This window comes from Aeromonas schubertii (assembly GCF_000820105.1).
GTDB lineage: Bacteria > Pseudomonadota > Gammaproteobacteria > Enterobacterales > Aeromonadaceae > Aeromonas > Aeromonas schubertii.
In genome coordinates this window covers 1-25579 of the sequence record NZ_CDDB01000097.1, presented here as the reverse complement: position 1 = coordinate 25579, position 25579 = coordinate 1, and the positions used below count along the sequence as shown (strand labels likewise).

Sequence of the window (25579 nt, the reverse complement as noted above, 5' to 3'; positions counted from 1 at the left end):
GTTCAACTCCTCGTCATCTCATGGCAGGTCAAAAAGGAGGGCGTCACTGGCGACATTGGCCACGAGATCCCATTTCACTTCATCGCGACTGAGCAGCCCGTCGCCGGGTCGGGCAGTCAGGCCGCCAGCGGCCAACTCCCCGGTAATCAGGTGCAGGTAGCCGTGGCGCCCAGAAAGGGCCCAGGTGAGACTTTCACCCGCCGCCAATTGTAGTCGCCATACTCGGGCCTGCTGGCGGATCCGGAAAGATCCACCTTCGCCAGTTGGCGAGGCCACCAGGGTCAACCCCGGCTGCGCCTCAATGCGTTTTTGCTGATAGCCAGGGGCCGTGTCCTGCTCATTCGGCTCGATCCAGATCTGCAACAGGGAGAGCTCCTCGCCGGGTGACGGGTTGTACTCGCTGTGGCGGATGCCGGATCCCGCGCTCATCAGCTGAAACTCCCCGGCGGGGATCTGCTCCACGTGGCCCAGGCTGTCCTTGTGCTCTATGGTGCCGGTCAGCACACAAGTGAGGATCTCCATGTTGGCGTGAGGATGGGTCGCAAACCCCCCCTGCGGCTTCACATAGTCCTCATTGATGACGCGCAGGGCCGAGTGCCCCATCCACTTGGGGTCATAGTAGTGACCAAACGAGAAGCTGTGGCGGGTGTCGAGCCAACCGAAGTTGGCATGACCACGCTCCTCGGACCGTCTCAATGCAAACATGGCTCTCTCCATCCGATTCGATAATGAGAATCATAAAGAGGCTTGCTTCCCCTTGTTAGCGAGTTAATCTGAGGCGGACATTCAATATTTTTGAAGGAAATGATATGGGCAAGGAGCGGGCGCTGACCCTGGAGGCAATCAGGGCACTGGATGCCATCGAACGGCGTGGCAGCTTTGCCGCCGCCGCAGAAGAGCTGGGGCGGGTTCCCTCGGCCCTGAGCTATACGGTGCAAAAGTTGGAAGATGAGCTGGATGTGGTGCTCTTCGATCGCAGCGGCCACCGCACCCGCTTCACCCCCGCCGGCCGCATGCTGCTGGAGCGGGGGCGACAACTGCTTGAGGCGGCCGAACAACTGGTGGGCGAAACCCGCTCCCTGGCCCGCGGCTGGGAGACGGACATCACCCTGGTGGTGGATGCCCTGGTGCCCGTCGAGACGCTCTATCCCCTGGTCGAGTCTCTCGCCAGGGAGACCGACACCCGACTGCGCTTTCGTGGCGAGGCCCTGGCCGGCAGCTGGGAGTGTCTGGAGGATGGACGCGCCGACCTGCTCATCTCGAGCCTCAATCCCGGCACCATCATGACCGGCATCAAGTATCAGCCCCTGTTCGAAGAAGAGATGCTCTATGTGGCCCACCCCGAGCATCCCCTGCACAGTGAACCCGAGCCACTGGCCGATGAGACCCTGCGCCGCTACCGCGCCATCGCCGTCGCCGACACAGCCCTGCGCAAGCCCCCCCTCACCTATCGACTGTTTGACAAGCAACCCAGACTCACCGTGAGCACCATGGCCGAGAAGCGCTCGGCCCTGCTGGCGGGGGTGGGTGTCGGCACCATGCCCCTGCGCTGGGTGCAGGAGGACATAACGGCCGGGCGGCTCAAGGTGATCAGCCCCGAATACCGTCACAGGGTGCAACTGGTCCTCGCCTGGCGACGCGACGTGATGGGCAAGGCCAAGAGCTGGCTGGTGAGGGAGATACCCAGGTTACTGGGCTAGATAAAAAGAAAGCGGAGCCCCGTCGGGATCCGCTCAATTTGCCAGGAAAGAATAAAAACCTTTCGGTTTAAAACCCTTAAATTGGAAGCAAACGGTCGACAACACAACCAGGAAGGCTTTGAAATCGACCACGTGAGAGAGTATGAACGGAGTTTTATTCATCACCAGCTCTTTGTATTCGAGTAGAGGAATATGCACCGGCTAGTATCATATAGTGAGCCTGAGCAAGAGCACTGGTCTGGCCAATCCCTTGAAAAGGTTGGAATCTGAACAGTTATACGGTGAGATAGTCATTTGCAGTATCAAAAACTGCCTCCCTGCGGGGGAGACGAAAAAAGGGATAGTTTCATAAAAATGCACTTTAAGGGAGTGAATGCATGACCTACAGCCAAGAGTTGGCCAACAATATTCTGGAAACGCTCAAGAAAACCCTCAATGATAAAGGCATCCGCTATCAGACCCTGGCCGAGACCCTGGATGTCTCCATTGCCACCATCAAGCGGATGATGAACAAACCCTCACTCCCTTTCGATACCCTGCTGCAGATCTGCCATCTGGCCGGACTCTCCTTCGAAGAGCTGATGGAGCGGACCCAGGACGCCCAGAGCCGGCGCGCCGTCTTCACCAAGGAGCAGGACGACGCCTTTCACAACGAGCCCGGTCTCTACGCCTTTCTCGCCAACATCTTCTGGCGCGAGAAGAGCCTTATCGACATCAAGCGCGAATACGGCCTGACCGATGCCTCCTGCTATCTCTATCTGCGCAAGCTGGAGAAGCTCGGCATACTTCAGCTTGGCATCGACAACAGCTACCACTTCCTCATCAGCGAACGGATCAGCTTCGAGCAACACAGTCGTTTCGCCAGGGCCCAGGCTCGACAGGCCATGACCATGCTGGGGGATTACCTGGTAGACAACATGCACAAGCCCAACAATTACATGGCTTTGTGCCAGCTTCATCTGGAAGAGCCGGAGGCCATGGCCCTCATCGAGCGGATGAAGGAGTACTGGCACAGCGAGCTCAAGCTCAATCGACCGGCGGTGGGTCAGCGAGAGGGGAGCAAGACCTACACCATGTCGCTGCAACTGGCCGACTGCGGCTATCAGAGCTTTGACGATCTGATCCCCAATATCGATAACTGAAGAGGCCGGTCACTGACCGGCCTCCCGTCAAAATTCGCCCTCTTCGAGAAACTCGTCGGCGACCTCGGCCAGCTGGGGCCACAGCTCTTCCGGCACCCAGCCTTCGGGATCGTCTTCGTCACCGTCATACTGGCTCCAGAAGTAGCGACGCAGACCGCTGGCAAACTCGTCCTGTACCTCGGCCAGCTCGGAGAGCGGACCCATCCAGACGATACGACGCAGGCCTGAGGCCAGATCGTTGACTGCGTCCATCAGGCCACGATCGTCAAAGCTCTGCTCGATAAGCAGAGCGAAGCGCTCACGGGCGGCCTCTACCTGATCCTCATCGAGCTCGCCTACATCTGCCAGCAGATCGATGAAATCCCCCTGCAGGTATTCAAGCAGCGCGTCGCGCTCTTCAAACCAGAGCAGTTGAGCCCCCTTGGTGCCCAATACCGAGCCATCAAAAGAGTCATCCAGGTGGCACAAGGCCCAGGGATCATCAATCATCATCGCCACTATCTCTATATGGTTGGGTGGTAGAAGCTCTATGTTAAAACCTGCCCGCCTCCACTGTCACTCTCACGGGGAGCAGGTCAGGCTCGAGGCATTGGTCACCCCGTTATCCACCAACAGTGAGCAGGGCCCTGTGATGACCTGCCCCGTGCCCGGAGAGGTCATGGGAATGCTCATGGTCGACGGCTTGAGCAGATAGGTGCCGTTACCCTGTGCGGTATAAGAGAGGGTCAGCACCAGGCTGCTCCCCTCCGGCGCACTGCAGGAGTAAGTGGCCGGCTGGTTGTTGGCCTGGGGCTTGTCGATCCGGCAGCTGGCCCCCGTCGTCGTGGTCGAAATGGACAGGCCATTGAAGGTGTTTTTGTTACAAGCTACAGGGTCGGGGTTGTTATTGCTGCTCTTCTCCAGGCAGGAGATACGCCCTGTCACCGTCAGGGTCGGTGTCGGCAGAGAGGCCACATCGATCTTGATCGGCAACTGCGCCGTCTTGCTGCCTGTTTGATCGAGAGGTGAGATGAGGGTGGAGGTGATCCCCGAGTTTCCCTGATAGGTCGTGGCCTTGATGGCTACGGCTTGCAGCACATTGCCAGCGTCCTTGGTGCTCTTCTTGGCCGAGAGGTACCCCCGGCTGTAGCTGCCGAAGTAGTAGTTGTTGAGATCGACGATGGTCTTCACCGGTTCATTGGTCACGGCCACATAGTCGGAGACATTGCCGCTAAGCTGCCCACTCAGTGGAACCAGGCTCCACTCCGCCAGCATGGTGAGGTTGATATCCTGGAAGGGGATCTTGGCCAGCAGATCCACGTCACCAAGGTCCGTAATGGTCTGCTGCAGGTAGTCCGGTGACATCAGATCCACATAGATGCCACGGGCGATAAGCTGAGCCGTCCCGGTCCCGGTCGTCAGGGTTGTGGTGCTATCCCCCCCGGCGGCTGCATGCACAGGTAGCCAATCGGCAAACTCCTCGATCGTCGGGGAGGAGACACTTCCCCCATAACTCCAGTTGAGGGTGTTCTTCTGCCAGGTGACATAGGTTTTGACCACATACTTGATGTAGTTCTGATAGCTGGTCTGGTTGGCGGGCTTGGCCAGAAAGTCAGCCGTGGTCACTATCACCTTGACCAGGTTCCAATCGGGTAGAGGTCGGTAATACCCGTCGAGTCTCACGAAACGGCAGGCATCCACATAGTGACCGCTGCTGGCAACCGAGAGAGAACTGTTATAACGCTGTCGAGGGGTCCGCAGGGGCGCATAGAACTGATCGAAGCTGGTCCCACTGCCATCGAAGTGATTCTTGCAGCAGCTGTCACAAAGGGCAGGCTGATCCTTGACGCTACTGTCGACGATCCCGGTGACCTTGCTGGTCTGATTACCGACCGTCCAATAGAGCAGGTTTCCCGAGGTGAGGCTGACCTGCCCGGGCAGATAAGAGGTCAGGGTGGAGCCATAGGTGCAAGAGCAGGAGACGGAGGCGAGATCCTGCAGCACCTGACGGGTCGTGCCACTGGCATCGGGCTTGTAGGTCACCGTCTCGAACTGGACCAGCTTGCCGACGGTCCCATCTTTGGAGGTCACGGTCGGCAGCGGCTTGCTGGTCTCCTGCTTGCGTCCTTCCGAGTCGATCTCGATCGAGATGACGTCCGGCGCCACCCCTGGGGTATAGCTCACCTGGGGCTGAGGGCGCGCCGTATCCAGTCCCCCGTTAATCTGATCCCCGGTCAACGACTCGGTCGGAGAGACGGCTCCGGAGAGCAGCAGGGAGCGCGTCTGACTCTGACTATCGCTCCAGCTCACCGTCACATCGATCACCTTGCGACCCGGATAGGTGTAGCGATAACCGGCGGGGGCAGTCGACTGCCAGGCCGCACCGTTCCAATACTGGTTGGCCACGCTCCAGCTCAGGTTATAGCTGTCCCCTGAGAGGGAGACACTACTGGTACCGGCCGTGATCGCGGCATAGGCCGTCTCGGGCGAGGTGGCCGCGATGATGCCATTGAAGTTGCGAAAGGCATCCAGCCTCGATTCGGCCAGACGCATGGCGATCTCATAACGCCGCCCATCCTGGGAGGAGAAGAGGGCACCCCGTGACATGGCTACCAACCCGGCGACTCCGACACCCAGTAACACCAGGGTGATCAATATCTCCAGCAGTCCAAATCCCTTGTGCTGCTTCATCGTGCCTCCTACCAATCCCGCCAGCTGCCCGGGATCAGACTAATGACCTGATAGGCCGCGCCATTCTCTATGTTGCTGAGCACGGCCGCATCATACCTGGCGTCATAGGTACCGTTGGCGTGTCCCAGCTGGTAATTCGCCACCAGGGCTCCATTAACAATCGCGCCCCCGGTCAGCTTCACATCCGTGGTGGCACTGGCCGGCGCCGACGAATAGGCAAAAACCAGCCCGTAGAGTTTCTGGTTACCGTTGACCGTCAGGTCCCCGTTACGCACGATCAACACCACGGGAGCGGCCGTGCTGCCCACATCACCACTCGGCTTGCACTCACCGTCGACGATGATGAGCCCGGTCGATGCCGGTCCGAGTGAGGCACAACTGGTCAATTTCTGGGTCGCTCTCGCCTCGAGATTGGCCCAGCCGGCCGCATCATCCTTCTCGTTAAAGAGATACCAGACCAGATCGGTGGGAAACGTGGGGTCGTTATCCTTGATATCGGACTGCTTGTCCCCCTTCTGGCTGATGTTGGCCGAACAACCACCGCTGTAATCCCCCTGATGGCAGGTCTGACCCGAGCCGGTGATGAGATCCACGTTGCCATTGGTCCAGACGGAGAGCGGCACCCCGGCCCCTCCGCCGTTGGGATTGGCGACGACGGTGAAGTTGCCCCCCACCGCCATGCCCCCTGCGACAGTGAGCGGCGCCGCCGGGCTCCCCGCCAGTACCCGAAAGCGAACTGCTTTCACCTGGGTGGAGGCGGTGGCCGTGCCATCGGCCAGGGTCGACACGGCCCGCACCGTTACCGGGACCACCTGAGTCGACCCTATGGTAATGGTGCCATCGAGTTCGCTGGCCGAGAGTAGATAAGAGCCCATCGCCTGACTGACGGTGGTCCCGTTGCTGCGCCAACCGGAGTCAATACCAAGACGTCCCAGACCATCGGAGAGGCCCAGCTCTGAGAGCGCCATCGCCTGGCGATACTGCACCTCGTTAAGGGTGATCCGACGATCGGCGACCAGCAGTTTGCCCACCAGCACAGAGATGCCGATCAATATGGTGATGATGAGCAGGGTGACGGTGAAGGTCGTAAAGCCGCGTTGCTCTCTCATGGTATCAATACCCGTCATTACGCAGCTTGATATCCCGCTGCAGGCTCAGGGTCAGGGAGGGGGATGACTTGTCCCTGCCATCGATGGCGATACGGATGGTGCGAGCCCCCGATGAGACACTTCCCGCCATCAGTGAAAAGGTGAGGTTGGTGATCTCTATGGTGTTATCGGTGCTGAGCAGACTCCCGGCGGTACAAGTCGTACCAAGGCGAACCCCCTTATCGCTCGAACTGTAGTTATAGACGTAGGTCTCACTGCTATCGAGAACGCCGTTGTCATTATCGTCGTAATGAAGGCGAATGCAGCGATAGAGGGCCGAGCCGGTGGCAGTTTCACTCATCAGGTCCACCGATGACTCGAACTTGAAGGGAGAGGTGGTCCCTGACAGAAAGGCGGTGCTGGCAGAGGCATTGTCATAACCGGCACGCTGAATATCTCGCGCCATCATATCGGTGATGGCCTGCACCTCCTGATTGAGGCGGCTCACCTGCAGCGCCGTCTTGTTGGCCCGCACCACAGAGGCAAACAGCGCCGACACCGCCGCCACCAGCAGCAGGCCGGCCACCATGGCTACCATCAACTCAACCAGACTGAATCCACGGCTGCGAGTCAGCATGAAGGAACACCCCCTACCTGACTACCCGAGGGGGCACAGGTTCGTACCCGCCCCACATTGCTCGATACCACCTGCATGCTGTAGGCATCGGCACTCAGGGTAATGTTACCGCTTGGCATGCTGCCACGGCGGGGAGAAAACGCGATGGGGCGAATGTTGGTCGCACTCTCGCTGTAGCTTGCCGTCAAGCTGATACCGGGAAACTCGCTGGCATCTCCCCCCTTGCGCCCCTCCACACTGGAGCAACTGTCGGCACAGCTGCTGCAACTGCCCGCATCGATGGCAATGCGGTAGCACCAGCTGCTCTGTCCGCTGTTGAAGACGATGAGGGAGAGGGGTTGGTTGCGTTTGATGGCCTCGGACTTGAGCAGCATCATGTCGGTGTAGAGGGCGCTGGTTGCGGCCCGCACCATCTGTTCCTGGCGCAGGGATTGGTAGCTGGGCAGACCGACGGCCAGCAGAATGGCGACCAGGCTGACGGCCACCAACAATTCGATTAAGGTAAAGCCCAGAGACGATGAGTAACGACGGTCCATGAATGCCAGCGACTCCTGTCTGAGACCCGATGGGGGTCGGCAAAGACTATCCTATAGTATCAACCTGATTGGGGAAGCCTGCGAATGAGAGCCCGCTCACAATGTGGATTCAGCCTGATAGAGCTGATGATTGCCGTGGCCGTGGTGGCCATCATTGCCGCCGTCGCCTATCCCGCCTTCACCTCTGGCTTGCAGAAATCCCGCCGCGCCGAGGCGATCAAGGGACTGCTCTCCATGCAACTGCGCCAGGAAGAGCACCGCATCACCAATGCCAGCTATAGCAGCACCACGGCCCAGCTCGGCGCCCCCACCAGCGACTACTACGACTTCGCCGTGTCCGGTGCCTCGGCCACCGGCTACACCCTCACCGCCACCGCCAAGGGGAGCCAGAGCGGCGATACCGCCTGTGCCACCATGAGCATCAATAAGGCCGACACCAAGACGCCGGCTGACTGCTGGAAATAAAAAATGCCGGCCCAGGGGCCGGCATGCTCTTTTAGAGGATCCGCAGCTCGGCGGGTACCTCGAACACCACATTTTCTTCGCGGCCCGGGTGCTCGGCCACCATCTCGCCACCCAACTCGCGCAGCCGGCCTATCACCTGCTGCACCAACACCTCGGGGGCAGAGGCACCGGCGGTCACGCCGATGCGCGCCACCCCTTCCAGCCAGTGGGGCTCGATCATGGCGGCATCATCGATGAGATAGGCACGCGCCCCCACCTTCTCCGCCAGCTCGCGCAGGCGGTTGGAGTTGGAGGAGTTGCGCGATCCCACCACCAGCATGGCCTGCACCAGACCAGCCATCTCGCGCACGGCGTCCTGGCGGTTCTGGGTGGCATAGCAGATGTCATCCTTGCGCGGCCCCTGGATCTTGGGGAAATGGCGGCGCAGGGCGTCGATGACATCGGAGGTTTCATCCACACTCAGGGTGGTCTGGGTGACGAAGCAGAGATCGTCCGGGTTCTTCACCCGGAGTGTGGCGACGTCATCCGGGGTTTCCACCAGGTACATGCCCCCGTTCGGGTTCTCGTACTGGCCCATGGTACCGATCACCTCGGGGTGGCCGGCGTGGCCGATGAGCACCGCTTCGGAGCCCTTGCGGCTGGCGCGATGGACCTCCATGTGTACCTTGGTCACCAGCGGGCAGGTGGCGTCGAACACCTTGAGGGCGCGGGCCTTGGCCTTCTCGCGCACCGCCTTGGAGACACCGTGGGCGGAGAAGATGACAATGTTGTCATCCGGCACCTCGTCGATCTCCTCGACGAAGATGGCCCCCGCCTCCTTGAGCTTGTTGACCACGTAGCGGTTGTGCACCACCTCGTGACGCACGTAGATGGGCGCCCCGAACTTCTCCAGGGCGCTCTCGACGATGCTGATGGCGCGGTCGACGCCGGCGCAGAACCCGCGGGGGTTGGCAAGCAGGATCTCCATCAGGCCTCCTCCAGCTCCTCGTCCACGGCCAGGATCTCGACCTCGAAGGTCACCGTGTGCCCGGCCAGGGGGTGGTTGAAATCGACGGTCACCGACATCCCTTCCACCGCCCGGACTATCCCCGGGATCTCGCCGCCGTTCGGCAGGCTGAAGCCGATGATGGCGCCCACCTCGGGTTCGGCATCGGCGCCGAACTTGGCGCGATCCAGGTGATGGACGTTGTCGGGGTTGGGCAGGCCGAAGGCCTGCTCCGGCGCCAGCGTAAAGCTCTTGGCGTCACCGGCACACAGGCCCAACAGGCAGGCCTCGAAGTGCGGGGTCAGACTGCCATCGCCCATCACCAGCCTGGCCGGCTGACCGCCGAGCCGGGTGCTATCCGCCACCGAGCCATCTTCCAGCTTGATGGTGAAATGGAAGATGACCTGACTGTCGGCCCCAATGATATTGCTCATGCGTGCTCCTTGGCCTGTTTGTCACCGCGCAGGCCGTCCAGCACTATCATGGCGGCACCGATGAAGATGAAGCTGTCGGCCAGGTTGAAGGCCGGCCAGTGGGCACGACCCCAGTAGAAGTCGAGGAAGTCGACCACATGGCCCAACACCAACCGGTCAAACACGTTACCAAGCGCCCCGCCGATGATGCAGGCATAGGCGATGCCGCTCCACTTCTGCTCGGCCGGCTGCTTGCGCAGCCAGTGGGTCAGCAGACCGCAGATGGCGAAGGCCAACGCCGCGAAGAACCAGCGCTGCCAGCCTCCCTGATCGGCCAGGAAGCTGAAAGCCGCCCCCTTGTTGTAGACGTGCACCAGGTTAAAGAAGGGGGTGATCTCCACCCCCGGGTAGCCATATGGCAGCAGCTTGACCACGGCGAGCTTGGTCGCCTGGTCAAGGATAAAGGCCAGGGCAGCCAGCCACAGCCAACGCAGGCCACTCTTTTGTTGCATCATGTCACCCATCAGGCAAAGGAACGGACTTCGCCGTCACCGTCGACGTTGGTCACGCAGCGACCACAGATCTGCTCGTGGCCGGCAATGGTGCCCACGTCTTCCACATGGTGCCAGCAGCGCTCGCACTTGGCGGCGGACGATTGCACCACGCTGACCCAGAGATCGTCACGCTCGGTTGCCACAGCCCCCTCGGCAGCCGCCTCGGCGGTGACGACGGTGGCCTTGGAGGTGAGCAGCACGAAACGCAGCTCGTCACCCAGGGCCTTGAGCTGCTCGGCCAGAGCCGGCTTGGCGTAGAGGGTCACCTCGGCCTGCAGGGAGCCACCGATGCGCTTCTCGCCACGGGCGGCTTCCAGCGCCTTGTTGACTTCACCACGCACCTCGAGGATCTCGGCCCAGAAGGCGTCGCCCAGTTGCTCGTCGGCCGCCAGACCAAACAGCCCCTGGTACCACTCCTCGGTGAAGACAAACTTGGCACGCTCACCCGGCAGCAGGGCCCAGATCTCGTCGGCGGTGAAGCTCATGATGGGCGCCATCCAGCGCACCATGGCCTCGACGATGTGATAGAGGGCGGTCTGGCAGGAGCGGCGGGCCAGGCTGTCTGCCTTGGCGGTGTACTGACGGTCCTTGATGATATCCAGATAGAAGGAGCCCATCTCGACCGAGCAGAACTGCATCAGCTTCTGGGTGACCCCATGGAAGTTGTAAGCGTCAAACGCCTCGACGATCTCCTCCTGTACCGCCTTGGCGCGACCCACGGCCCAGCGATCCGCGACCACCATGTCGGCGGGAGCGACCATGTCGGTGGCCGGATTAAAGCCGTTCAGGTTGGCCAGCAGGAAGCGGGCGGTATTGCGGATACGACGATAGGCGTCGGCGGAGCGCTTGAGGATCTCGTCGGAGACGGTCATCTCACCGGTGTAATCGGTACTGGCGACCCACAGGCGCAGGATGTCGGCACCCAGCTTGTTCATCACGTCCTGGGGACTCACCACGTTACCGATGGACTTGGACATCTTGCGACCCTGGCCGTCCACGGTGAAGCCGTGGGTCAGCACCTGGTTGTAGGGGGCCTTGTCCTTCATGGCGACACCGATCATCAGAGACGACATAAACCAGCCGCGGTGCTGATCAGAGCCCTCCAGGTACATGTCGGCCGGCTTGCCGTTGAACTCGGGGCGGGCGTCAACCACGGAGGCGTGGGTCGAGCCGGAGTCGAACCAGACGTCCAGGGTGTCGGGCACCTTGTCATATTGATCGGCATCGGCACCGAGCAGCTCGGCCTTGTCCAGATCCCACCAGGCCTGGATACCGGCCTGCTCGACCCGCTTGGCCACCTCTTCCATCAGGCGGACGGAGTCCGGATGGATGGCCTGGGTCTCTTTATGGACGAACAGAGCGATGGGCACACCCCAGGTACGCTGGCGGGAGATACACCAGTCCGGACGACCCTCCACCATGGCCTGAATGCGGTTCTTGCCCCAGGCCGGCACCCAACCACTCTGGCCATGCTCGGCGATACCCTGGGTCTCGATGCGCTCGATCTCTTCCAGGGCGCGCTTGCGCAGACCGTTCTGATCCATGCTGATGAACCACTGGGGGGTGGCACGGAAGATGATCGGGGTCTTGTGACGCCAGCAGTGCGGGTAGGAGTGGTTGAAGACTCTGTGGTGCAGCAGGGCACCGCGCTCGGTCAGCACATCGACCACGGCCGCATTGGCCTTGAACACGTGCTGGCCGGCAAACAGCTCGGTATCGGGCAGATAGACACCGTTGCTACCGACCGGGTTGGCCACTTCCAGACCGTACTTCTGGCCGACAACGAAGTCCTCCTGACCATGGCCGGGGGCGGTATGGACGGCGCCGGTACCGGCATCCAGGGTAACGTGATCGCCCAGCACCACAGGCACGTCGAAGCTGTAGAAGGGGTGGTTGAAGCGCAGCAGCTCGAGCGCCGCACCCTTGGCAAAGCCCAGATTGTGGTAGTGCTCGATACCGGCACGGTCCATCACGTCCTTGACCAGCTCGGTGGCCAGGATCAGACGCTCGGGGTTATCCCCCTCGACCTGCACCAGGGCATAGTCGAGATCGGCGTGCATGGCGATGGCTCGGTTGGCCGGCAGGGTCCACGGGGTGGTGGTCCAGATCACGGCAGAGAGAGGGCCGTGGCCGAAATGGCCTTCGGCGCAGTCAAACTTGGCGGCGACCGCCTCCTCGTCGACGGCCTTGAAGCGCACGTCGATGGCGGGGGAGTTCTTGTCGTAGTACTCCACCTCGGCTTCGGCCAGGGCAGAGCCACAGTCGGTACACCAGTGCACCGGCTTGGAGCCCTTGTGCAGGTGGCCATTGGCCACGATCCTGGCCATGGAACGGATGATGTTGGCCTCGGTGCCAAAGTCCATGGTCAGGTAGGGATGTTCCCAGTCACCCAGCACACCGAGACGGATGAAGTCGGCCTTCTGAGCCTCGATCTGGGTCTTGGCATACTTGCGGCACTCTTCGCGAAACTCGGCCGGGGTTACTTTCTCGCCCGGCTTGCCGACCATGCCTTCGACTTTGAGCTCGATGGGCAGGCCATGGCAGTCCCAACCCGGTACATAGGGAGAGTCGAAGCCGGAGAGGCCCTTGGACTTGATAATGATGTCTTTGAGGATCTTGTTGACGGAGTGACCGATGTGGATGTTGCCGTTGGCGTAGGGGGGGCCATCGTGCAGGATGAAGGATTTCTTGCCCTTCTTGACGCTACGGATGGTGCCGTAGAGGTCCTGATCGTTCCAGCGCTGCAGCATCTGGGGTTCACGCTTGGCCAGATCGCCGCGCATCGGAAACTCGGTTTCCGGAAGATTCAGGGTGTGTTTGTAGTCGCTCATCGATCCAGGGTTCCCTTCATAACTAAAGAGTCATAACTAAAGAGTCATCACTTGAGAGTGCATTAAATAGAGTGCGAAACGGTCATCCCGTCACCAGCCCGAACCAGGCCCGGGCGGTGCGGGCATCCTGTTCAATCTGTACCTTCAAGGCATCAAACGAGGCAAATTTTTGCTCTTCACGCAACTTGTGGCGAAGCAGCACCTTGACCTGCTGACCATAAAGATCGCCCGAGAAGTCAAACAGATGAACCTCCAAACGGGCCTGAGTGCCGTTCAGAGTGGGTCGCTGCCCCACATTGGCAACGCCGGGGAAAGTCTTGCCGGAACATAACACTTCCACCGCATAGACGCCACTGACCGGCGCCACGCGCCGCTTCAGGGCCAGATTGGCGGTGGGAAACCCTATGGTCCTGCCCAACTTGTCTCCGTGAGCTACCCGTCCGCTGATGCTGTAGGGGCGTCCCAGCATCAGCTCTACCTCGGCCATACGGCCGGCTCGCAGCGCTTCGCGTACCAGGGTACTGCTCACCCGCTGGCGGGAGAGGCTGAAACTCTGGGTGCTGATCACCTCGAAACCGAAGCGCTGCCCCGCCCCCTCCAACCGGTGGAAATCTCCCTCTCGACCCTTGCCGAAACGGAAGTCATCCCCCACCACCAGGTAGCGAACCCCCAACTTGCCCACCAGCAGATCCTCGATAAAGGTCTCGGCGGACTGCTCGGCAAAGGCGTGGTTGAAGCGAACGCAGAGCACCCGGTCGATGCCAATGCCTCCGAGGGCTTCGGCCTTCTCTCGCAGGCGAGTCAATCTGGGAGGCGCCTTGGCATCGGCGAAGAGCTCCAGAGGCTGGGGTTCGAACAGCATGACACAGGCGGGCAGGCCGAGGCTGGCCGCCTTCTCCTGCAGCCGCGCCAGCACGGCGCGGTGGCCGAGGTGCACCCCGTCGAAGTTGCCAATGGTCAACACGCACCCCCGATGACGGGGGCGCAGATTGTGGATGCCGCGGATAAGCTCCATCAGTGCCTTGTGTCTTGCTGCTGTCGAAATCGCCGGATTATATCTCAGCCGGGCCCTGCGATCAGCCCTCGCGTCCCGCTTTCAGATGACGAGGGCGGATCCCGCTGGCCAGCAGCACGGCACCATAGACCGCGCCACCAAGCAGCAGCAGCTTGGTCAGCTCCAACGTCGCCTTAAGCATGGACCAGGCTCCCCACTGGGTCAGGTCGGGTGAGAGCCAGGCCAGCAGCGCCGCCATGAGGCCACCGGCCACCACCAGCCGCAGCAAAAAGAACCAGGTCTCGCGGGAGATGGAATAGATGCCCCCCTTGCGCAGCCCCAGATAGAGCAGGATGGCGTTGAGGGTTCCCGAACAGGCGGTGGAAAGGGCCAGCCCCACATAGTCGAGGGGATAGATAAAGGCCAGATTGAAGCCCATATTGGCCACCATGGCGATGATGCCGATGCGCACCGGGGTCCTGGTGTCCTGACGGGCATAGTAGCCGGGGGCCAATACCTTGATCAGCATTAGCGAGAGCAATCCCGAGACGGAGGCGAGCAGGCTGGCGCTGGACATGGTCACTTCGTGCATGCCGAACTCACCACGCATGAAGAGTACCCGCAGGATGGGTTCACGCAGCACGGCGATGCCCAGCATGGCGGGCAGCCCCAACAGCAACACCATGCGTACCCCCCAATCCATGGTGCGGGCAAAGTCCGCCGCATCCGCATCCACATGCTTGCGCGACAGGGCCGGCAGGATCACCGTACTGATGGCGACACCAAAGAGACCGAGCGGGAATTCCAGCAGACGATCGGAATAGTAGAGGTGGCTGATGGCTCCGGTAGCCAGAAAAGAGGCCAGCATGGTGTTGAGCAGCAGGTTGATCTGGCTCACCGAGACCCCGAACAGGGCCGGGATCATCAGGGTGCGGATCTTCACGACCCCGGGGTGATGCCATCCCCATTTTGGCCACACCAACATATTGAGCCGGCGCAGGAAGGGAAACTGAAACAGGAACTGTACCAGGCCGCCGAGAAAGACCCCGATCGCCAACGCAAGCTCGGGATCATCGAGCAGGGGCGAGATCCACCAGGCGGCGGCGATCATGGTGATATTGAGGAAGATTGGGGTAAAAGAGGAGACCCCGAAGCGACCGAAGGTATTGAGCACGGCCCCCGCCATGGCGGTAAAGGTGATAAACCAGAGGTAGGGGAAGGTGATCTTGAGCATCAGGCTCGCCATCTCGAACTTCTCGGCCGCCGGCCCCCCGTGCAGCCAGTCCCAGAACCAGCCCCAGCCAAACAGGGCGGTCAGGACACCCGAAAAGAGCACCCCGAGCAGGGTGACCAGGGTGACGATACCACCCAAGGTTCCCGACACCACGGCCAGCAACTCGCGCACCTTCTCCTCATTCCCCTCCTTCTTGTACTCGGTCATGACCGGCACGAAGGCCTGGTTGAATGCCCCCTCCGCAAACAGCCGGCGCAGAAAGTTGGGTATGCGGTTGGCGAAGAAGAAGACGTCGGCCGCCGCCCCCGCCCCCAGCAGATTGGCGATGACCACATCGCGCACCAGCCCCATGATGCGGGACAGCAGGGTCATGAACGAGACGATCATGCCCGATTTAATCAATTTCTTGCTCAAGGAAGGCCTCGGGAACTGTCAGAAAGAAATGAATGCTGCTAGAATCGGCCGACAGTTTACCCGCACGCCCGCTGACACACCATCGGGGGTCGGTGCTTATTTGCACAAATCGTTTGACAAAATGTGGTTGCAAGGGCATATTCCTCGGCCTTTGCAATACACTCGCTAAGACAGTTTTAGGAGTTTAACTTGGCTAACATCAAATCTGCTAAGAAGCGCGCGATTCAGGCAGAGAAACGTCGTCAGCACAATGCCAGCCGTCGTTCCATGACCCGCACCTACGTCAAGAAAGTGATCGCTGCTATCGCTTCCGGTGACAAGGCTGCCGCCGTTGCCGCTTTCGAGAAGGCTCAGCCGATCCTGGACCGCATGGCCACCAAGGGTCTGATCCACAAGAACAAGGCTGCTCGTCACAAGAGCCGTCTGGCTGCTCAGATCAAGGCTCTGGCCTAATCTACGCCTCGCAGTTCGATCGAACGAAAAAACCGGCAGAAATGCCGGTTTTTTATTGCACCTCGCTGCAGTAGAGGCGATGGAGCAAAGCGATCACCTCCCGCACCTCGCAACTGTTGAGCGAATAGTAGACGGTCTGCGCCTGTTTTCTCGTCGCCACCAGCCCATCACGCCGCAACACAGCAAGATGTTGTGACAAGGCCGACTGACTCAGACCCAGTATGGTGTTGAGCTCACCGACCGACAGCTCCCGATCCAGCAGATGACACAGGATAAAAAGCCGACGCTCGTTCGCCAACGCCTTGAGCAGGGCTACGGCACGGGCCGCATTGGCTTCCATCTGCTCGAGTTCCATGACCCTCTCCGATTGGTGAAAGGGTTGTATCATACTGGGAGTGAGCGACTTTTAAAATCCGACCGTGGGGGGATGCAGGTTGTCGAGGTTTTCGACGCCGCTAAACAGTGAGGAGAAGTCGCTCTCGCAGATACGCTTCACCGCTGGGTGCTGGATCATCCGCTCGGCGAAGATGACATGGTACTCCTCCTTCAGATCCTGAGTCTCACCCAGCAGAACCACCCCCTCGCTCTCCAGGATCTCCTCCCGATAGATAGAGGGTGCCATGAAGATCCCCTGGTTGAAGAAGCCAAAGGCCTTCATCAGGGCCGCATCGTCAAACTCCCCCAATATCTGGGGCGTCACCCCCTGCTCTTCAAACCACTGGGTCAGCTGACGCCCCATGGCGGTACGACGCCCCGGGATAAGCAGTTTGCGCTCCTCAAGACAGGCAGGAAACGGCAGCTCGGGCAGGGGGGCCTTGCAGAAGAAGCTGACCCCGCAGCCACCGAGCCGCTTGGAGAGCAGTCCCGCGTGCTGGGAAGAGTCCACCGGGCAGTCAGAGAGGATCATGTCGAGCTTGTGCTCGCTCAACTGCTCCAGCAGCAGCTCGTGGGTCGACTCAAAGCAACGCAGGTGAATCGACCCATCGTTGGGGATGACAGAGAGCAGGACCCGACTGGCCAAGCGTTTGGAGAGGGCATCGGCGATCCCGACATCGAAGAGGATCTGGTTCTCTTTGCGATAGTTGACGATGTCGAGCATCTCATAGGAGAGGCTGAACATGCGGTCGGCATAGCGGTAGACCAGCTGGCCCAGCTCGGTGGCTTCGAGAGAGCGTCCCTTGCGCTTGAACAGCTTTCCCCCGAGACGCTGCTCGAGCAGCTTGATCTGACCGGTAACGGTCTGGGGGGTCAGAAAAAGGGCTTCTGCCGCCTGGGTGACAGAGCCCTTCTTCTGGGTCATCCAAAAATAGTAGAGGTGGTTGTAGTTAAGGTGTGACATCCCGTTTCGATTCCGCTGCACGCTGCCGGCTGGGGCAGCTCATCTCTGCGGCCAGAATGTCGTACATGTCGCTGGTCGAGTCAACCTTGCCGGCCGCGAACTCCTCCCGCAGAACCCCCTTGAGATAGAGGGGGTCCGGTCTGCCATGGCGACAATCGCTGCGGCCGGTCTGCTTGATTCGCTCGCCAACCCGGCTGCTGAGCGCCCGCTCGCCGAAAGTCTCACCGAAGGTGGCACGAGCCTGCCGATCCCCCATCATGAGGGCGCTGTCGACCACACCGTTGAGGTAGGTCGCGCAGGCCTGGGAGGCTGCATCGCTCTTGCAAGCATCGATCCCCTCCCCTTGAGCCAATACCGAACCCGAAAACAACACGGCCATCATCCACACGGATCTCATTTATCCCCTCCTTCCATTGGCTTGTTTTGTGGCAAGGCCCAACGCAGGGCGAGATAGCCCACTATGGCCGCCAGGGTAGAGCCGCTCAGGATGCCGAGGCGAGAGTAGCTGCCATAGTCCAGACCACCGTGCTCAAAGGCCAGCGAAGCGATAAACATGGACATGGTGAAGCCGATCCCGCACAGGATACTGACGGCGAAAATGTGTCGGAAGTTAATCCCGTCGGGCATCTTGGCAATACCGGCTTTGACCGCCAGCCAGCTGATGGTGAAGACCCCGAGCGGCTTGCCGACGAAGAGCCCCAGCATGATGCCAAGCGGCACCGGCTTGAGCATATCGGCCAGCCCGATCCCGGCCAGCGAGACCCCCGCATTGGCAAAGGCAAACAGCGGCAGGATCAGATAGGCAGACCAGGGATGCAGAGCATGCTCCAGATGCTTGAGAGGTGACTCATGGCGTTGACCCTTGAGGGGGATCATAAAGCCCACCACGACACCGGCCAGGGTGGCATGCACGCCGGACTTCAAGACCGCAACCCAAAGCACGATCCCCACCAGCATATAGGCCGAGATGCGGTCGACACCACGACGATTCATCCACCAGAGCGCACCAATGGCCACCAGTGCCACACCGAGGGCAGTGGTAGAGAGCTGACTGGTATAGAAGAGGGCGATGATGACGATGACCCCCAGGTCATCCATGATGGCCAACGCCAGCAGGAACACCTTGAGGCTCAGGGGCACCCGTTTGCCGAGCAGGGCCATGACGCCGAGGGCAAAGGCGATATCGGTCGCCGCCGGAATGGCCCAGCCGGCTCGTGCCACCTCGTCGGAGTAGTTGAACAGGGTATAGACCAGCGCCGGAGCCAGCATCCCCCCCAGGGCCGCAATGGCCGGGAAGGTGGCCTGCTCGCGGGTCGAGAGAGCCCCTTCGAGCATCTCGCGCTTTACCTCGAGACCGACCAGCAGGAAGAAGACAGCCATGAAGCCATCGTTAATCCAGAGCAGCAGCGGCTTGTTGATATCCAGGGCGGCGATACGCACCTGCACCGGCGTATCCAGAAACGCCTGATAGGCGCCAGACCATGAAGTGTTGGCCAGCAGCATCGCCAAGGCCGCAGAGAGGATCAGAATGATCCCCGATGCAGACTCCAGCCGCAGAAATCTTTTGACCATTTCACTCATTTCGTTGAAACCTCGTTGTGCTTGATTTCTCCAGTCTAGTTAAGGCGTTCCCCCTTTAAAAATCGATTCTAACTACCTTTAAACTCGAAAAAACCGAAGAGTTGTCGATTGAACGCGGAAATTATGAGGAGATCCGAAATGAATAAGGCGCCTTTCGGCGCCTCTTGTCAAACGGCTACGGGAGCCTTGATACCGGGATGGGGGTCATACCCCACTATCTCGAAATCGTCGAAGCGGTAGTCAAAAATGGAGTCGGGCTTGCGCTTGATGATCAGGGTGGGCAGGGCGCGCGGCTCACGGCTGAGTTGCAGGGCCGTCTGCTCCATATGGTTGGAGTAGAGGTGTACATCACCGCCGGTCCAGACGAAGTCACCGACCTCCAGGTCGCACTGCTGGGCCATCATATGGGTCAGCAGGGCATAACTGGCGATATTGAACGGCAGGCCGAGGAAGACATCGCAGCTACGCTGGTAGAGCTGGCAGGAGAGCTTGCCATCTGCCACATAGAACTGGAAGAAGGCGTGGCAAGGGGCCAGCGCCATCTTGTCGAGCTCACCCACGTTCCAGGCCGAGACGATGATGCGACGCGAGTCAGGATTGTGCTTGATGTCGTCCACCGCTTTCTGGATCTGATCGACCACGCCACCGTCCCGGGTCGGCCAGGAGCGCCACTGAGCACCGTAGACCGGCCCCAGATCCCCGTTCTCGTCGGCCCACTCGTCCCAGATACTGACGCCATTCGCCTTGAGATAGGCGATATTGGTATCCCCCTGCAGGAACCAGAGCAGCTCGTGGATGATGGAGCGCAGATGGCACTTCTTGGTGGTCACCAGGGGAAACCCCTCGGCCAGATTGAAGCGCATCTGGTGACCGAAGAGAGAGCGAGTCCCGGTGCCGGTACGATCCGACTTGTCGGTCCCCTCGGCCAGGATCTTGCGCATCAGCGCCTGATAGACCTTCATTTTGCACCCTCCGCCTTCACGCCGAACAGGGCCGGCTTGCGATAGGCCGCCCAGATCATCAGCAGCCCGGCCAGAATCATGGGGGTGGAGAGGATCTGCCCCATGCTGATCTCGTTAAAGTAGAGACCGAGCTGGCTGTCCGGTTGACGCACAAACTCCACGATAAAGCGGAACAGGCCATAGCAGAGCAGGAACATACCGGAGATGGCCCCGCGCGGCGGATGCTTGCGCCAGAAGAGGTTCAAGATGACAAACAGCACCACCCCTTCCAGGGCAAACTGATAGAGCTGGGAGGGATGGCGTGGCTCCGGGCCGGCCTCGGGGAAGATCATGGCCCAGGGCACATCGGTTACCCGTCCCCACAGCTCGCCATTGAGGAAGTTGCCAAGACGGCCGACCCCCAGACCAAACGGCACCAGCGGCGCCACAAAATCCGCCACCGTAAAGAAGTGACGCTTGGTCTTGTGGGCAAACCAGATCATGGCGGTGATGACACCGATGAGGCCGCCGTGGAAGGACATGCCACCGGTCCACACCTTGAACAGGTAGAGGGGGTCGGCCAGGAAGAGATCGAAGTTGTAGAAGAGGACGTAGCCAACGCGCCCACCCAGGATCACGCCGAGAAAGCCATAAAACAGCAGGTCGGAGACCTCGTCACGGGTCCAGCCGCTACCCGGCTCATCGGCACGGCGCCCCGCCAGCCACATGGCGAAGGCGAAACCGAACAGGTACATCAGACCGTACCAGCGAACCTGAAGCGGCCCGAGGGCGAAGGCCACAGGGTCAAACTGTGGGAATACCCAATATCCGTCTTGCACTTGCATAGGAGACTCTGTCACGTGAAATTGAAGAGCCGCATTGTCCTATCATTCCCCACCTTGGGCAACCTTGCAGGCCAATCCAGAGGTGATTGATTAGGCTGTCACCTTGTGGCCGGCCCGCAGAAAGCCGCCCATGCCGCGCTCCTCCAGATAACGGGAGAAGAGCCCGCGCAAGGCGTGGGGTGAATCGCTCCTGAGCCCCTCGGCCAGCAGGGGGACCAGCTCATCGAGGGAGGCGTTGCGCAGCACATACTTGATGCGCGGAATATTACGGGTATTCATACTGAAGCGGCGGTATCCCATGGCCAGCAGCACCAGCACGCCGATAGGGTCACCGGCCAGCTCGCCACACACCGACACCGGCTTGCCATAGCGGCGTGCCGAGTCGACCAGCAGCTGCAGGGCCCGGATCACGGCAGGATGGAAGGAGTCATAGATACTGGCCACCCGGGCGTTGTTGCGATCCACTGCCAGCAGGTATTGGGTCAGGTCGTTGGAGCCTACCGACCAGAAGTCGATGAGCGGCGCCATCTCGGGCAGGATATAGAGGGCCGATGGCACCTCTATCATCACCCCCAGCGGGGGGTAGTGCAGCGTCCCGCCCCGGGTGGCCACCTCCTGCGAGACTTCGCTCCACGCCTGATCGAGCAAACGTCGGGCAGCCCGGATCTCGCCCACGCTGCTGATCATGGGCAACATCACCGCCAGGTTATCGAGCCCCTCGCTGGCGCGCAGCATCGCCTTGAGCTGCACCAGGAAGAGCTCGGGATGATCCAGGGTGAGGCGGATGCCACGCCAGCCGAGAAAGGGGTTCTCTTCGACGATGGGGAAATAGGGCAGTTGCTTGTCTCCCCCCACATCCAGAGTACGCATGCAGACAGGGCGATTGCGATACGTCTCCAGTATTCCCCGATAACGGGCGGTCTGCTCCCACTCGGAGGGAAAGCTGTCGTGCAGCATGAAGGGGATTTCGGTACGGTAGAGCCCCACCCCGTCTGCCAGTTCATTGATGGCGATCTCGGTATCGGCGCTGAGACCGGCGTTGAGCAGCAGGGAGACCTTGACCCCGTCCAGGGTCTCGGAGGGCTGGCCATCGGTACTGTGGACCAGTTGGTCCAGCGCCTGCTCTTCATGGAGCAGCTGGCGATACTCGGCCAGGATGGGCTCTTTCGGCTCGACGAAGAGATCGCCGCTGTAGCCATCCACCACCAGCATGAGCCGGTGGATCTCGGCCAGAGGAAATTCGACCCCCATGATGGCCGGCACTCCCATGGCCCGTGCCAGGATGGCGGTATGTGAGTTGCTCGATCCCTTGATGGAGACCACCCCGGCCAGGCAGTCTCGCGGCACCTCGGCCAGTATGGTGGCCGTCACCTCCTCCGCCACCAACACCACCCGCTCGCTGATGGCCAGATGCTCAGGCTCATCCTGCACCAGGCGGCTGATGAGGCGCAGGGCAATATCCTTGATGTCGGTGGCCCGCTCCCTCAGGTAGGGGTCCTGCATGGACCCGAAACGCCCGATCAGAGTCTCGCTCACCAGCTTGACGGCGCTGATGGCCGTCCACTCCTCCTGCTCGATACGCAGACGAATGGGCTTGATGTAGCTGGGGTCAGCCAACAGATGGAGGTAAATATCGAAGATCGCCACCGAGTCCTGACTCGAGGACTCGCGAAAGCGCAGTGCCAAGGCTTCCAGCTCATGGCGCACCACCTCGACAGCCTGATCGAAGCGACCCAGTTGAGCGTCAGGATCATCCGCCTTGCGGGGCACTATGGCGGCCAGCTCCTTGCGTGGCCGCCATACCCAGGCCCGAGCGATGGCCACCCCCGGGGAGCCGGCCACACCGCGCAGGGGCTTGCCCCAATCGGTTCGGGTAAGCTGGCTACGCGCCTGGGCATGGGCGATACGGGCCGCCAACTGTGCCGCCAGGGTCACCAGGAAGGACTCCTCCCCCTCATCGAAGAGACGGCTCTCCTTCTGCTGCACAACCAGGATGCCGACCACCTGGCGCTGATGCATGATGGGCGTCCCCAGAAAGGAGCGAAATGCCTCCTCTGCCACATCAGGCAAGAGCTTGAATGCGGGATGGGCAGAGGCATCGGCCAGGTTGATCAGCTCCTCACGCTGCCCCACCAGGCCGACGATCCCCTCTTCAAAGGGAAGGAAAGCCTTGCCGACTGCAGACTCCGCCAACCCATCGGTGGCCGCCAACCTGTAGCAACGTCGCTCCGGCTCCGCCACATAGACAGAGCAGCAGTCGACCTGCATCACGTTGCGGGTCAGATGCACCAGCGCCTGCAGTGCCTGCTCGAGGGAGGCAGCCGCCGTCATGCTCTCGACGATATGGCGCAACTGGGTCAGCAATCGGGTTCTCCTTAACGTGGGCGGTGACGCCTGTGTTCCTTCTTGGGTTGCGCCGGCTGCGAGACCGGCATGGCGATGGGGGCAAATTCCTTCATCACCCGGCGGTAAACTTCGCGTTTGAACGAAACAACCTGCCGGACCGGATACCAAAAACTCACCCAGCGCCAGTCATCAAACTCGGGATGGCCGTGGCAGCCAAATTCGATACGCGACTCCTTGCTCTTGTCGAGCTGGAGCAAAAACCATTTCTGTTTCTGGCCTATGCAGACCGGTGAACTGTCCCAGCGAACCAGGCGTTTGGGCAGACGATATTTGAGCCAGTTCCGGCTGGTAGCCAGCACGGTGACATCTTCCGGCTTGAGACCGATCTCTTCATAGAGCTCTCGGTACATGGCCTGCTCTGGGGTCTCGCCATCATCCACGCCCCCCTGGGGAAATTGCCAGGAGTGCTGACCATAGCGTTTAGCCCACAACACCTGCCCATCACGGTTACAGATCACGATGCCGACATTGGGACGAAACCCGTCACCATCTATCACGTGATCACCTTAACAAGGCTAAATCTGATTTAGGGATGATTGTTCCACATTCGCCCTATGGCAGCAAACCGCCGACGGCGAGGAAGAATCATGGATAACTTCAGTTTTCAAGCAAAGTTATAAACATTTTTCTGCGACAGGCATCGCAAGTTTCCCACCTGTTCTGTGGAAAAAGCTTGGGATATCTTGGTATAGCTCCCGATCCTGTCACCACGCTGCCGTGGAACTGAGAAGCATAAAAATGAAGTAATAAGATAATAAATCATTTAAAAACATAATCATATATCAAACAGAAGGATCCTTTTGGCGGATCGGGATCCTGGTTGGATCGCCTCCTGCTACTGTGAACAAGTTTTCCTGATTAAAGATCGAGCTAACTCAATTTATCCACAAAAGACGCCCAGATTATCGACCGGTTCGGCAGCAAAAATGCGCGTATAGCAGAGAATTTTCTCTTGCCACGACTATTGAGAGAGAAAAACGGGAGTTATCCCATTTTTTTGTGGATAAGTGTGTGCAACAGATCTGCCCAACCCTTGGACAAGCGGTTGGTGATTGAAGGCGGTCAAGATACGCCGGGAAAACCAAAACTAAACCTATTAAAAACAGATAGTTATATAAGTGTCATCGGAGCAGTCCAAGCATGATGCACCCCGCCAAGTCATGCTCAAAAAACAGACAGCACCATGACGAAGTGGATCGGGTAGAATGGCCCACCATGAAAGCGCCTCTTCCCCCCGACTCGCTCGACCGGCTACTGAGTCGAGCCCATGACATCGCCGGCCTCTCTCTGGCCGAGTTGGCCCATCGGGCTGATCTGCGTGTGCCCAAGGATCTGAGACGTCACAAGGGTTGGGTCGGCCAGCTTATCGAGTGGCACCTGGGCGCCACCGCAGGCAGCAAACCCGAGCAGGACTTTCCCGAGCTCGGCGTCGAGCTCAAGACGATCCCTATCGATCCTCTCGGCAAGCCGCTCGAGACCACCTTCGTCTGCGTCGCCCCGCTGGTCGGCCTGACGGGCCTGTCATGGGAACACTCCAACATTCGCAACAAGCTCTCCAGGGTGCTCTGGATCCCGGTCGAGGGCTCCCGTGATATTCCGGTGGCCGAGCGCCGTGTGGGTATGCCCCTGCTGTGGTCTCCCTCGCCGGAGGAGGAGGCGCTGCTACGCCAGGATTGGGAAGAGCTGATGGACATGATAGTTCTGGGGCAGGTCGAACAGATCACCGCCCGCCACGGTCAGGTACTGCAATTGCGTCCCAAAGCGGCCAATGGACGGGCTCTCACCCGGGCTATCGGTCAGGACGGCGACCCTGTGCTGACTCGCCCCCGCGGCTTCTACCTCAAGATCCCCTTCACCCACGCCTTGCTACGGCACTATTACGCCTGCTGATGGCAATGACAGGTAACACCAATATCAACAATTGGTGTAAAACTAGCCTTGTGGAATGGAATTCTATTCATCACTCAGAGGAGCCAGTCATGCCGTTGTCGAAGCAATATCTCAAGTCCAAGCCGGAGGTGAAGGTGACCTTTGCGGTCGATAAAGAGGCCGCAAACGATGCCGATCACGTGTTCTTGCTCGGCGAGTTCAATCAGTGGGAACCACTGGAGCTGAAGAGGATGAAGAGCGGGGAGTTCAAGACCACCCTGAACCTGCCCACCGATCGGCAGGCACAGTTTCAATACTGCTACCGACTGGTCAATCCGGAGGGGGAAGAGCGCTATGACAATGACTGGGCAGCCGACGACTATGTGCCTGGCCCTTTCGGTCGTGACAACTCGGTAATCCGGGTACAGTAGTCACCAACCCAACGAAAAAGGCTCGCCATTGGCGTAATGCCGATCAGTTAA

General features: G+C 60.1%; 26 protein-coding genes. 6 read left to right on the top strand and 20 right to left on the bottom strand.

Going from position 1 to position 25579, the window contains the following annotated elements; translation table 11 throughout:
* Window positions 1-18 precede the first annotated feature (18 nt).
* Window positions 19-705: a pirin family protein gene (locus tag BN1133_RS17995; protein WP_050667823.1), complete on the bottom strand. Its 687-nt coding sequence runs from the start codon at window positions 703-705 to the stop codon at window positions 19-21.
* A gap of 104 nt (window positions 706-809) precedes the next feature.
* On the opposite strand from BN1133_RS17995, the gene BN1133_RS17990 reads away from it, so the two are divergent.
* Window positions 810-1700, top strand: coding sequence for a LysR family transcriptional regulator (locus tag BN1133_RS17990; protein ID WP_050667822.1), 891 nt, complete (start codon window positions 810-812; stop codon window positions 1698-1700).
* 377 nt (window positions 1701-2077) lie between these two features.
* On the top strand, window positions 2078-2842 hold the full coding sequence (locus BN1133_RS17985; RefSeq protein ID WP_050667821.1) for a helix-turn-helix domain-containing protein: 765 nt from the start codon (window positions 2078-2080) through the stop codon (window positions 2840-2842).
* Window positions 2843-2869: 27 nt separating this feature from the next.
* Here BN1133_RS17985 and BN1133_RS17980 read toward each other — a convergent pair whose 3' ends face one another.
* From BN1133_RS17980 to BN1133_RS17960, 5 genes are all read right to left on the bottom strand, one after another.
* Window positions 2870-3331, bottom strand: coding sequence for a hypothetical protein (locus BN1133_RS17980; RefSeq protein WP_050667866.1), 462 nt, complete (start codon window positions 3329-3331; stop codon window positions 2870-2872).
* Window positions 3332-3403: 72 nt separating this feature from the next.
* Entirely contained in the window at window positions 3404-5512 is a 2109-nt protein-coding gene (locus BN1133_RS17975) for a type IV pilus modification PilV family protein (protein ID WP_050667820.1), read from the bottom strand.
* A gap of 8 nt (window positions 5513-5520) precedes the next feature.
* Window positions 5521-6621 carry a PilX N-terminal domain-containing pilus assembly protein gene (locus BN1133_RS17970; RefSeq protein ID WP_050667865.1) on the bottom strand — a complete coding sequence of 367 codons (1101 nt, stop codon included), beginning with the start codon at window positions 6619-6621 and terminating at the stop codon, window positions 5521-5523.
* A 4-nt stretch (window positions 6622-6625) separates the two neighbouring features.
* Window positions 6626-7237 carry a PilW family protein gene (locus BN1133_RS17965; RefSeq protein ID WP_082178050.1) on the bottom strand — a complete coding sequence of 204 codons (612 nt, stop codon included), beginning with the start codon at window positions 7235-7237 and terminating at the stop codon, window positions 6626-6628.
* The gene (locus BN1133_RS17960) at window positions 7231-7773 is read right to left on the bottom strand and encodes a GspH/FimT family pseudopilin (RefSeq protein WP_050667819.1); all 543 of its coding nucleotides are present in this window, start codon (window positions 7771-7773) and stop codon (window positions 7231-7233) included. Before BN1133_RS17960 ends, BN1133_RS17965 begins: the two co-directional genes overlap by 7 nt.
* 84 nt (window positions 7774-7857) lie before the next feature.
* Between BN1133_RS17960 and BN1133_RS17955 the strand changes: the two genes are divergently transcribed.
* A complete protein-coding gene (locus BN1133_RS17955; protein WP_050667818.1) occupies window positions 7858-8238 on the top strand; it encodes a type IV pilin protein in 381 nt (126 codons plus the stop codon).
* Window positions 8239-8269: 31 nt separating this feature from the next.
* On the opposite strand, the gene ispH is transcribed toward BN1133_RS17955, so the two are convergent.
* The 6 genes from ispH to murJ all read right to left on the bottom strand — a co-directional run bounded on the left by ispH (window position 8270) and on the right by murJ (window position 15663).
* Window positions 8270-9205 carry a 4-hydroxy-3-methylbut-2-enyl diphosphate reductase gene (gene ispH, locus BN1133_RS17950; RefSeq protein WP_050667817.1) on the bottom strand — a complete coding sequence of 312 codons (936 nt, stop codon included), beginning with the start codon at window positions 9203-9205 and terminating at the stop codon, window positions 8270-8272.
* Complete coding sequence (gene fkpB, locus BN1133_RS17945; protein WP_050667816.1) at window positions 9205-9657, bottom strand: FKBP-type peptidyl-prolyl cis-trans isomerase; 453 nt, start codon at window positions 9655-9657, stop codon at window positions 9205-9207. Before fkpB ends, ispH begins: the two co-directional genes overlap by 1 nt.
* On the bottom strand, window positions 9654-10160 hold the full coding sequence (lspA, locus tag BN1133_RS17940; protein ID WP_050667815.1) for a signal peptidase II: 507 nt from the start codon (window positions 10158-10160) through the stop codon (window positions 9654-9656). Before lspA ends, fkpB begins: the two co-directional genes overlap by 4 nt.
* Window positions 10160-13021: an isoleucine--tRNA ligase gene (ileS, locus tag BN1133_RS17935; protein WP_050667814.1), complete on the bottom strand. Its 2862-nt coding sequence runs from the start codon at window positions 13019-13021 to the stop codon at window positions 10160-10162. Before ileS ends, lspA begins: the two co-directional genes overlap by 1 nt.
* A gap of 82 nt (window positions 13022-13103) precedes the next feature.
* Window positions 13104-14036, bottom strand: a complete 933-nt coding sequence (ribF, locus tag BN1133_RS17930) for a bifunctional riboflavin kinase/FAD synthetase (RefSeq protein WP_050667813.1) — start codon at window positions 14034-14036, stop codon at window positions 13104-13106.
* Between the two features lie 61 nt (window positions 14037-14097).
* Complete coding sequence (gene murJ, locus BN1133_RS17925) at window positions 14098-15663, bottom strand: murein biosynthesis integral membrane protein MurJ (protein WP_050667812.1); 1566 nt, start codon at window positions 15661-15663, stop codon at window positions 14098-14100.
* Between the two features lie 189 nt (window positions 15664-15852).
* Here murJ and rpsT point away from each other — a divergent pair, with 189 nt between their 5' ends.
* Entirely contained in the window at window positions 15853-16116 is a 264-nt protein-coding gene (gene rpsT, locus BN1133_RS17920) for a 30S ribosomal protein S20 (RefSeq protein ID WP_005345658.1), read from the top strand.
* Between the two features lie 52 nt (window positions 16117-16168).
* Here the strand turns inward: rpsT and BN1133_RS17915 are convergent, their stop codons facing one another.
* From BN1133_RS17915 to rppH, 8 genes are all read right to left on the bottom strand, one after another.
* Entirely contained in the window at window positions 16169-16471 is a 303-nt protein-coding gene (locus tag BN1133_RS17915; protein ID WP_050667811.1) for an ArsR/SmtB family transcription factor, read from the bottom strand.
* Window positions 16472-16522: 51 nt separating this feature from the next.
* Window positions 16523-17455: a transcriptional activator NhaR gene (nhaR, locus tag BN1133_RS17910; protein WP_050667810.1), complete on the bottom strand. Its 933-nt coding sequence runs from the start codon at window positions 17453-17455 to the stop codon at window positions 16523-16525.
* Window positions 17442-17852: a hypothetical protein gene (locus tag BN1133_RS17905; RefSeq protein WP_396021060.1), complete on the bottom strand. Its 411-nt coding sequence runs from the start codon at window positions 17850-17852 to the stop codon at window positions 17442-17444. Before BN1133_RS17905 ends, nhaR begins: the two co-directional genes overlap by 14 nt.
* Window positions 17849-19036, bottom strand: a complete 1188-nt coding sequence (nhaA, locus tag BN1133_RS17900) for a Na+/H+ antiporter NhaA (RefSeq protein WP_050667809.1) — start codon at window positions 19034-19036, stop codon at window positions 17849-17851. Before nhaA ends, BN1133_RS17905 begins: the two co-directional genes overlap by 4 nt.
* Window positions 19037-19203: 167 nt before the next feature.
* Window positions 19204-19998: a thymidylate synthase gene (gene thyA / locus BN1133_RS17895; protein WP_050667808.1), complete on the bottom strand. Its 795-nt coding sequence runs from the start codon at window positions 19996-19998 to the stop codon at window positions 19204-19206.
* Window positions 19995-20822, bottom strand: a complete 828-nt coding sequence (gene lgt / locus BN1133_RS17890; RefSeq protein WP_050667807.1) for a prolipoprotein diacylglyceryl transferase — start codon at window positions 20820-20822, stop codon at window positions 19995-19997. The genes thyA and lgt overlap by 4 nt, the downstream gene beginning before the upstream one ends.
* Window positions 20823-20912: 90 nt before the next feature.
* Entirely contained in the window at window positions 20913-23186 is a 2274-nt protein-coding gene (gene ptsP, locus BN1133_RS17885; protein ID WP_050667806.1) for a phosphoenolpyruvate--protein phosphotransferase, read from the bottom strand.
* A gap of 11 nt (window positions 23187-23197) precedes the next feature.
* Complete coding sequence (rppH, locus tag BN1133_RS17880) at window positions 23198-23725, bottom strand: RNA pyrophosphohydrolase (RefSeq protein ID WP_082178049.1); 528 nt, start codon at window positions 23723-23725, stop codon at window positions 23198-23200.
* Between the two features lie 718 nt (window positions 23726-24443).
* Here rppH and mutH point away from each other — a divergent pair.
* On the top strand, window positions 24444-25118 hold the full coding sequence (gene mutH, locus BN1133_RS17875) for a DNA mismatch repair endonuclease MutH (RefSeq protein ID WP_050667805.1): 675 nt from the start codon (window positions 24444-24446) through the stop codon (window positions 25116-25118).
* An 89-nt stretch (window positions 25119-25207) separates the two neighbouring features.
* Window positions 25208-25528, top strand: a complete 321-nt coding sequence (locus tag BN1133_RS17870) for an isoamylase early set domain-containing protein (protein ID WP_050667804.1) — start codon at window positions 25208-25210, stop codon at window positions 25526-25528.
* The last annotated feature ends 51 nt before the right edge of the window (window positions 25529-25579 follow it).

Bases quoted from the DNA above. Each gene is read 5' to 3' on its own strand.
- BN1133_RS17995 (WP_050667823.1), bottom strand. From the start codon at position 705: ATGTTTGCATTGAGACGGTCCGAGGAGCGTGGTCATGCCAACTTCGGT.
- BN1133_RS17990 (WP_050667822.1), top strand. From the start codon at position 810: ATGGGCAAGGAGCGGGCGCTGACCCTGGAGGCAATCAGGGCACTGGAT.
- BN1133_RS17985 (WP_050667821.1), top strand. From the start codon at position 2,078: ATGACCTACAGCCAAGAGTTGGCCAACAATATTCTGGAAACGCTCAAG.
- BN1133_RS17980 (WP_050667866.1), bottom strand. From the start codon at position 3,331: ATGATTGATGATCCCTGGGCCTTGTGCCACCTGGATGACTCTTTTGAT.
- BN1133_RS17975 (WP_050667820.1), bottom strand. From the start codon at position 5,512: ATGAAGCAGCACAAGGGATTTGGACTGCTGGAGATATTGATCACCCTG.
- BN1133_RS17970 (WP_050667865.1), bottom strand. From the start codon at position 6,621: ATGAGAGAGCAACGCGGCTTTACGACCTTCACCGTCACCCTGCTCATC.
- BN1133_RS17965 (WP_082178050.1), bottom strand. From the start codon at position 7,237: ATGCTGACTCGCAGCCGTGGATTCAGTCTGGTTGAGTTGATGGTAGCC.
- BN1133_RS17960 (WP_050667819.1), bottom strand. From the start codon at position 7,773: ATGGACCGTCGTTACTCATCGTCTCTGGGCTTTACCTTAATCGAATTG.
- BN1133_RS17955 (WP_050667818.1), top strand. From the start codon at position 7,858: ATGAGAGCCCGCTCACAATGTGGATTCAGCCTGATAGAGCTGATGATT.
- ispH (WP_050667817.1), bottom strand. From the start codon at position 9,205: ATGGAGATCCTGCTTGCCAACCCCCGCGGGTTCTGCGCCGGCGTCGAC.
- fkpB (WP_050667816.1), bottom strand. From the start codon at position 9,657: ATGAGCAATATCATTGGGGCCGACAGTCAGGTCATCTTCCATTTCACC.
- lspA (WP_050667815.1), bottom strand. From the start codon at position 10,160: ATGGGTGACATGATGCAACAAAAGAGTGGCCTGCGTTGGCTGTGGCTG.
- ileS (WP_050667814.1), bottom strand. From the start codon at position 13,021: ATGAGCGACTACAAACACACCCTGAATCTTCCGGAAACCGAGTTTCCG.
- ribF (WP_050667813.1), bottom strand. From the start codon at position 14,036: ATGGAGCTTATCCGCGGCATCCACAATCTGCGCCCCCGTCATCGGGGG.
- BN1133_RS17915 (WP_050667811.1), bottom strand. From the start codon at position 16,471: ATGGAACTCGAGCAGATGGAAGCCAATGCGGCCCGTGCCGTAGCCCTG.
- nhaR (WP_050667810.1), bottom strand. From the start codon at position 17,455: ATGTCACACCTTAACTACAACCACCTCTACTATTTTTGGATGACCCAG.
- BN1133_RS17905 (WP_396021060.1), bottom strand. From the start codon at position 17,852: ATGAGATCCGTGTGGATGATGGCCGTGTTGTTTTCGGGTTCGGTATTG.
- nhaA (WP_050667809.1), bottom strand. From the start codon at position 19,036: ATGAGTGAAATGGTCAAAAGATTTCTGCGGCTGGAGTCTGCATCGGGG.
- thyA (WP_050667808.1), bottom strand. From the start codon at position 19,998: ATGAAGGTCTATCAGGCGCTGATGCGCAAGATCCTGGCCGAGGGGACC.
- lgt (WP_050667807.1), bottom strand. From the start codon at position 20,822: ATGCAAGTGCAAGACGGATATTGGGTATTCCCACAGTTTGACCCTGTG.
- mutH (WP_050667805.1), top strand. From the start codon at position 24,444: ATGAAAGCGCCTCTTCCCCCCGACTCGCTCGACCGGCTACTGAGTCGA.
- BN1133_RS17870 (WP_050667804.1), top strand. From the start codon at position 25,208: ATGCCGTTGTCGAAGCAATATCTCAAGTCCAAGCCGGAGGTGAAGGTG.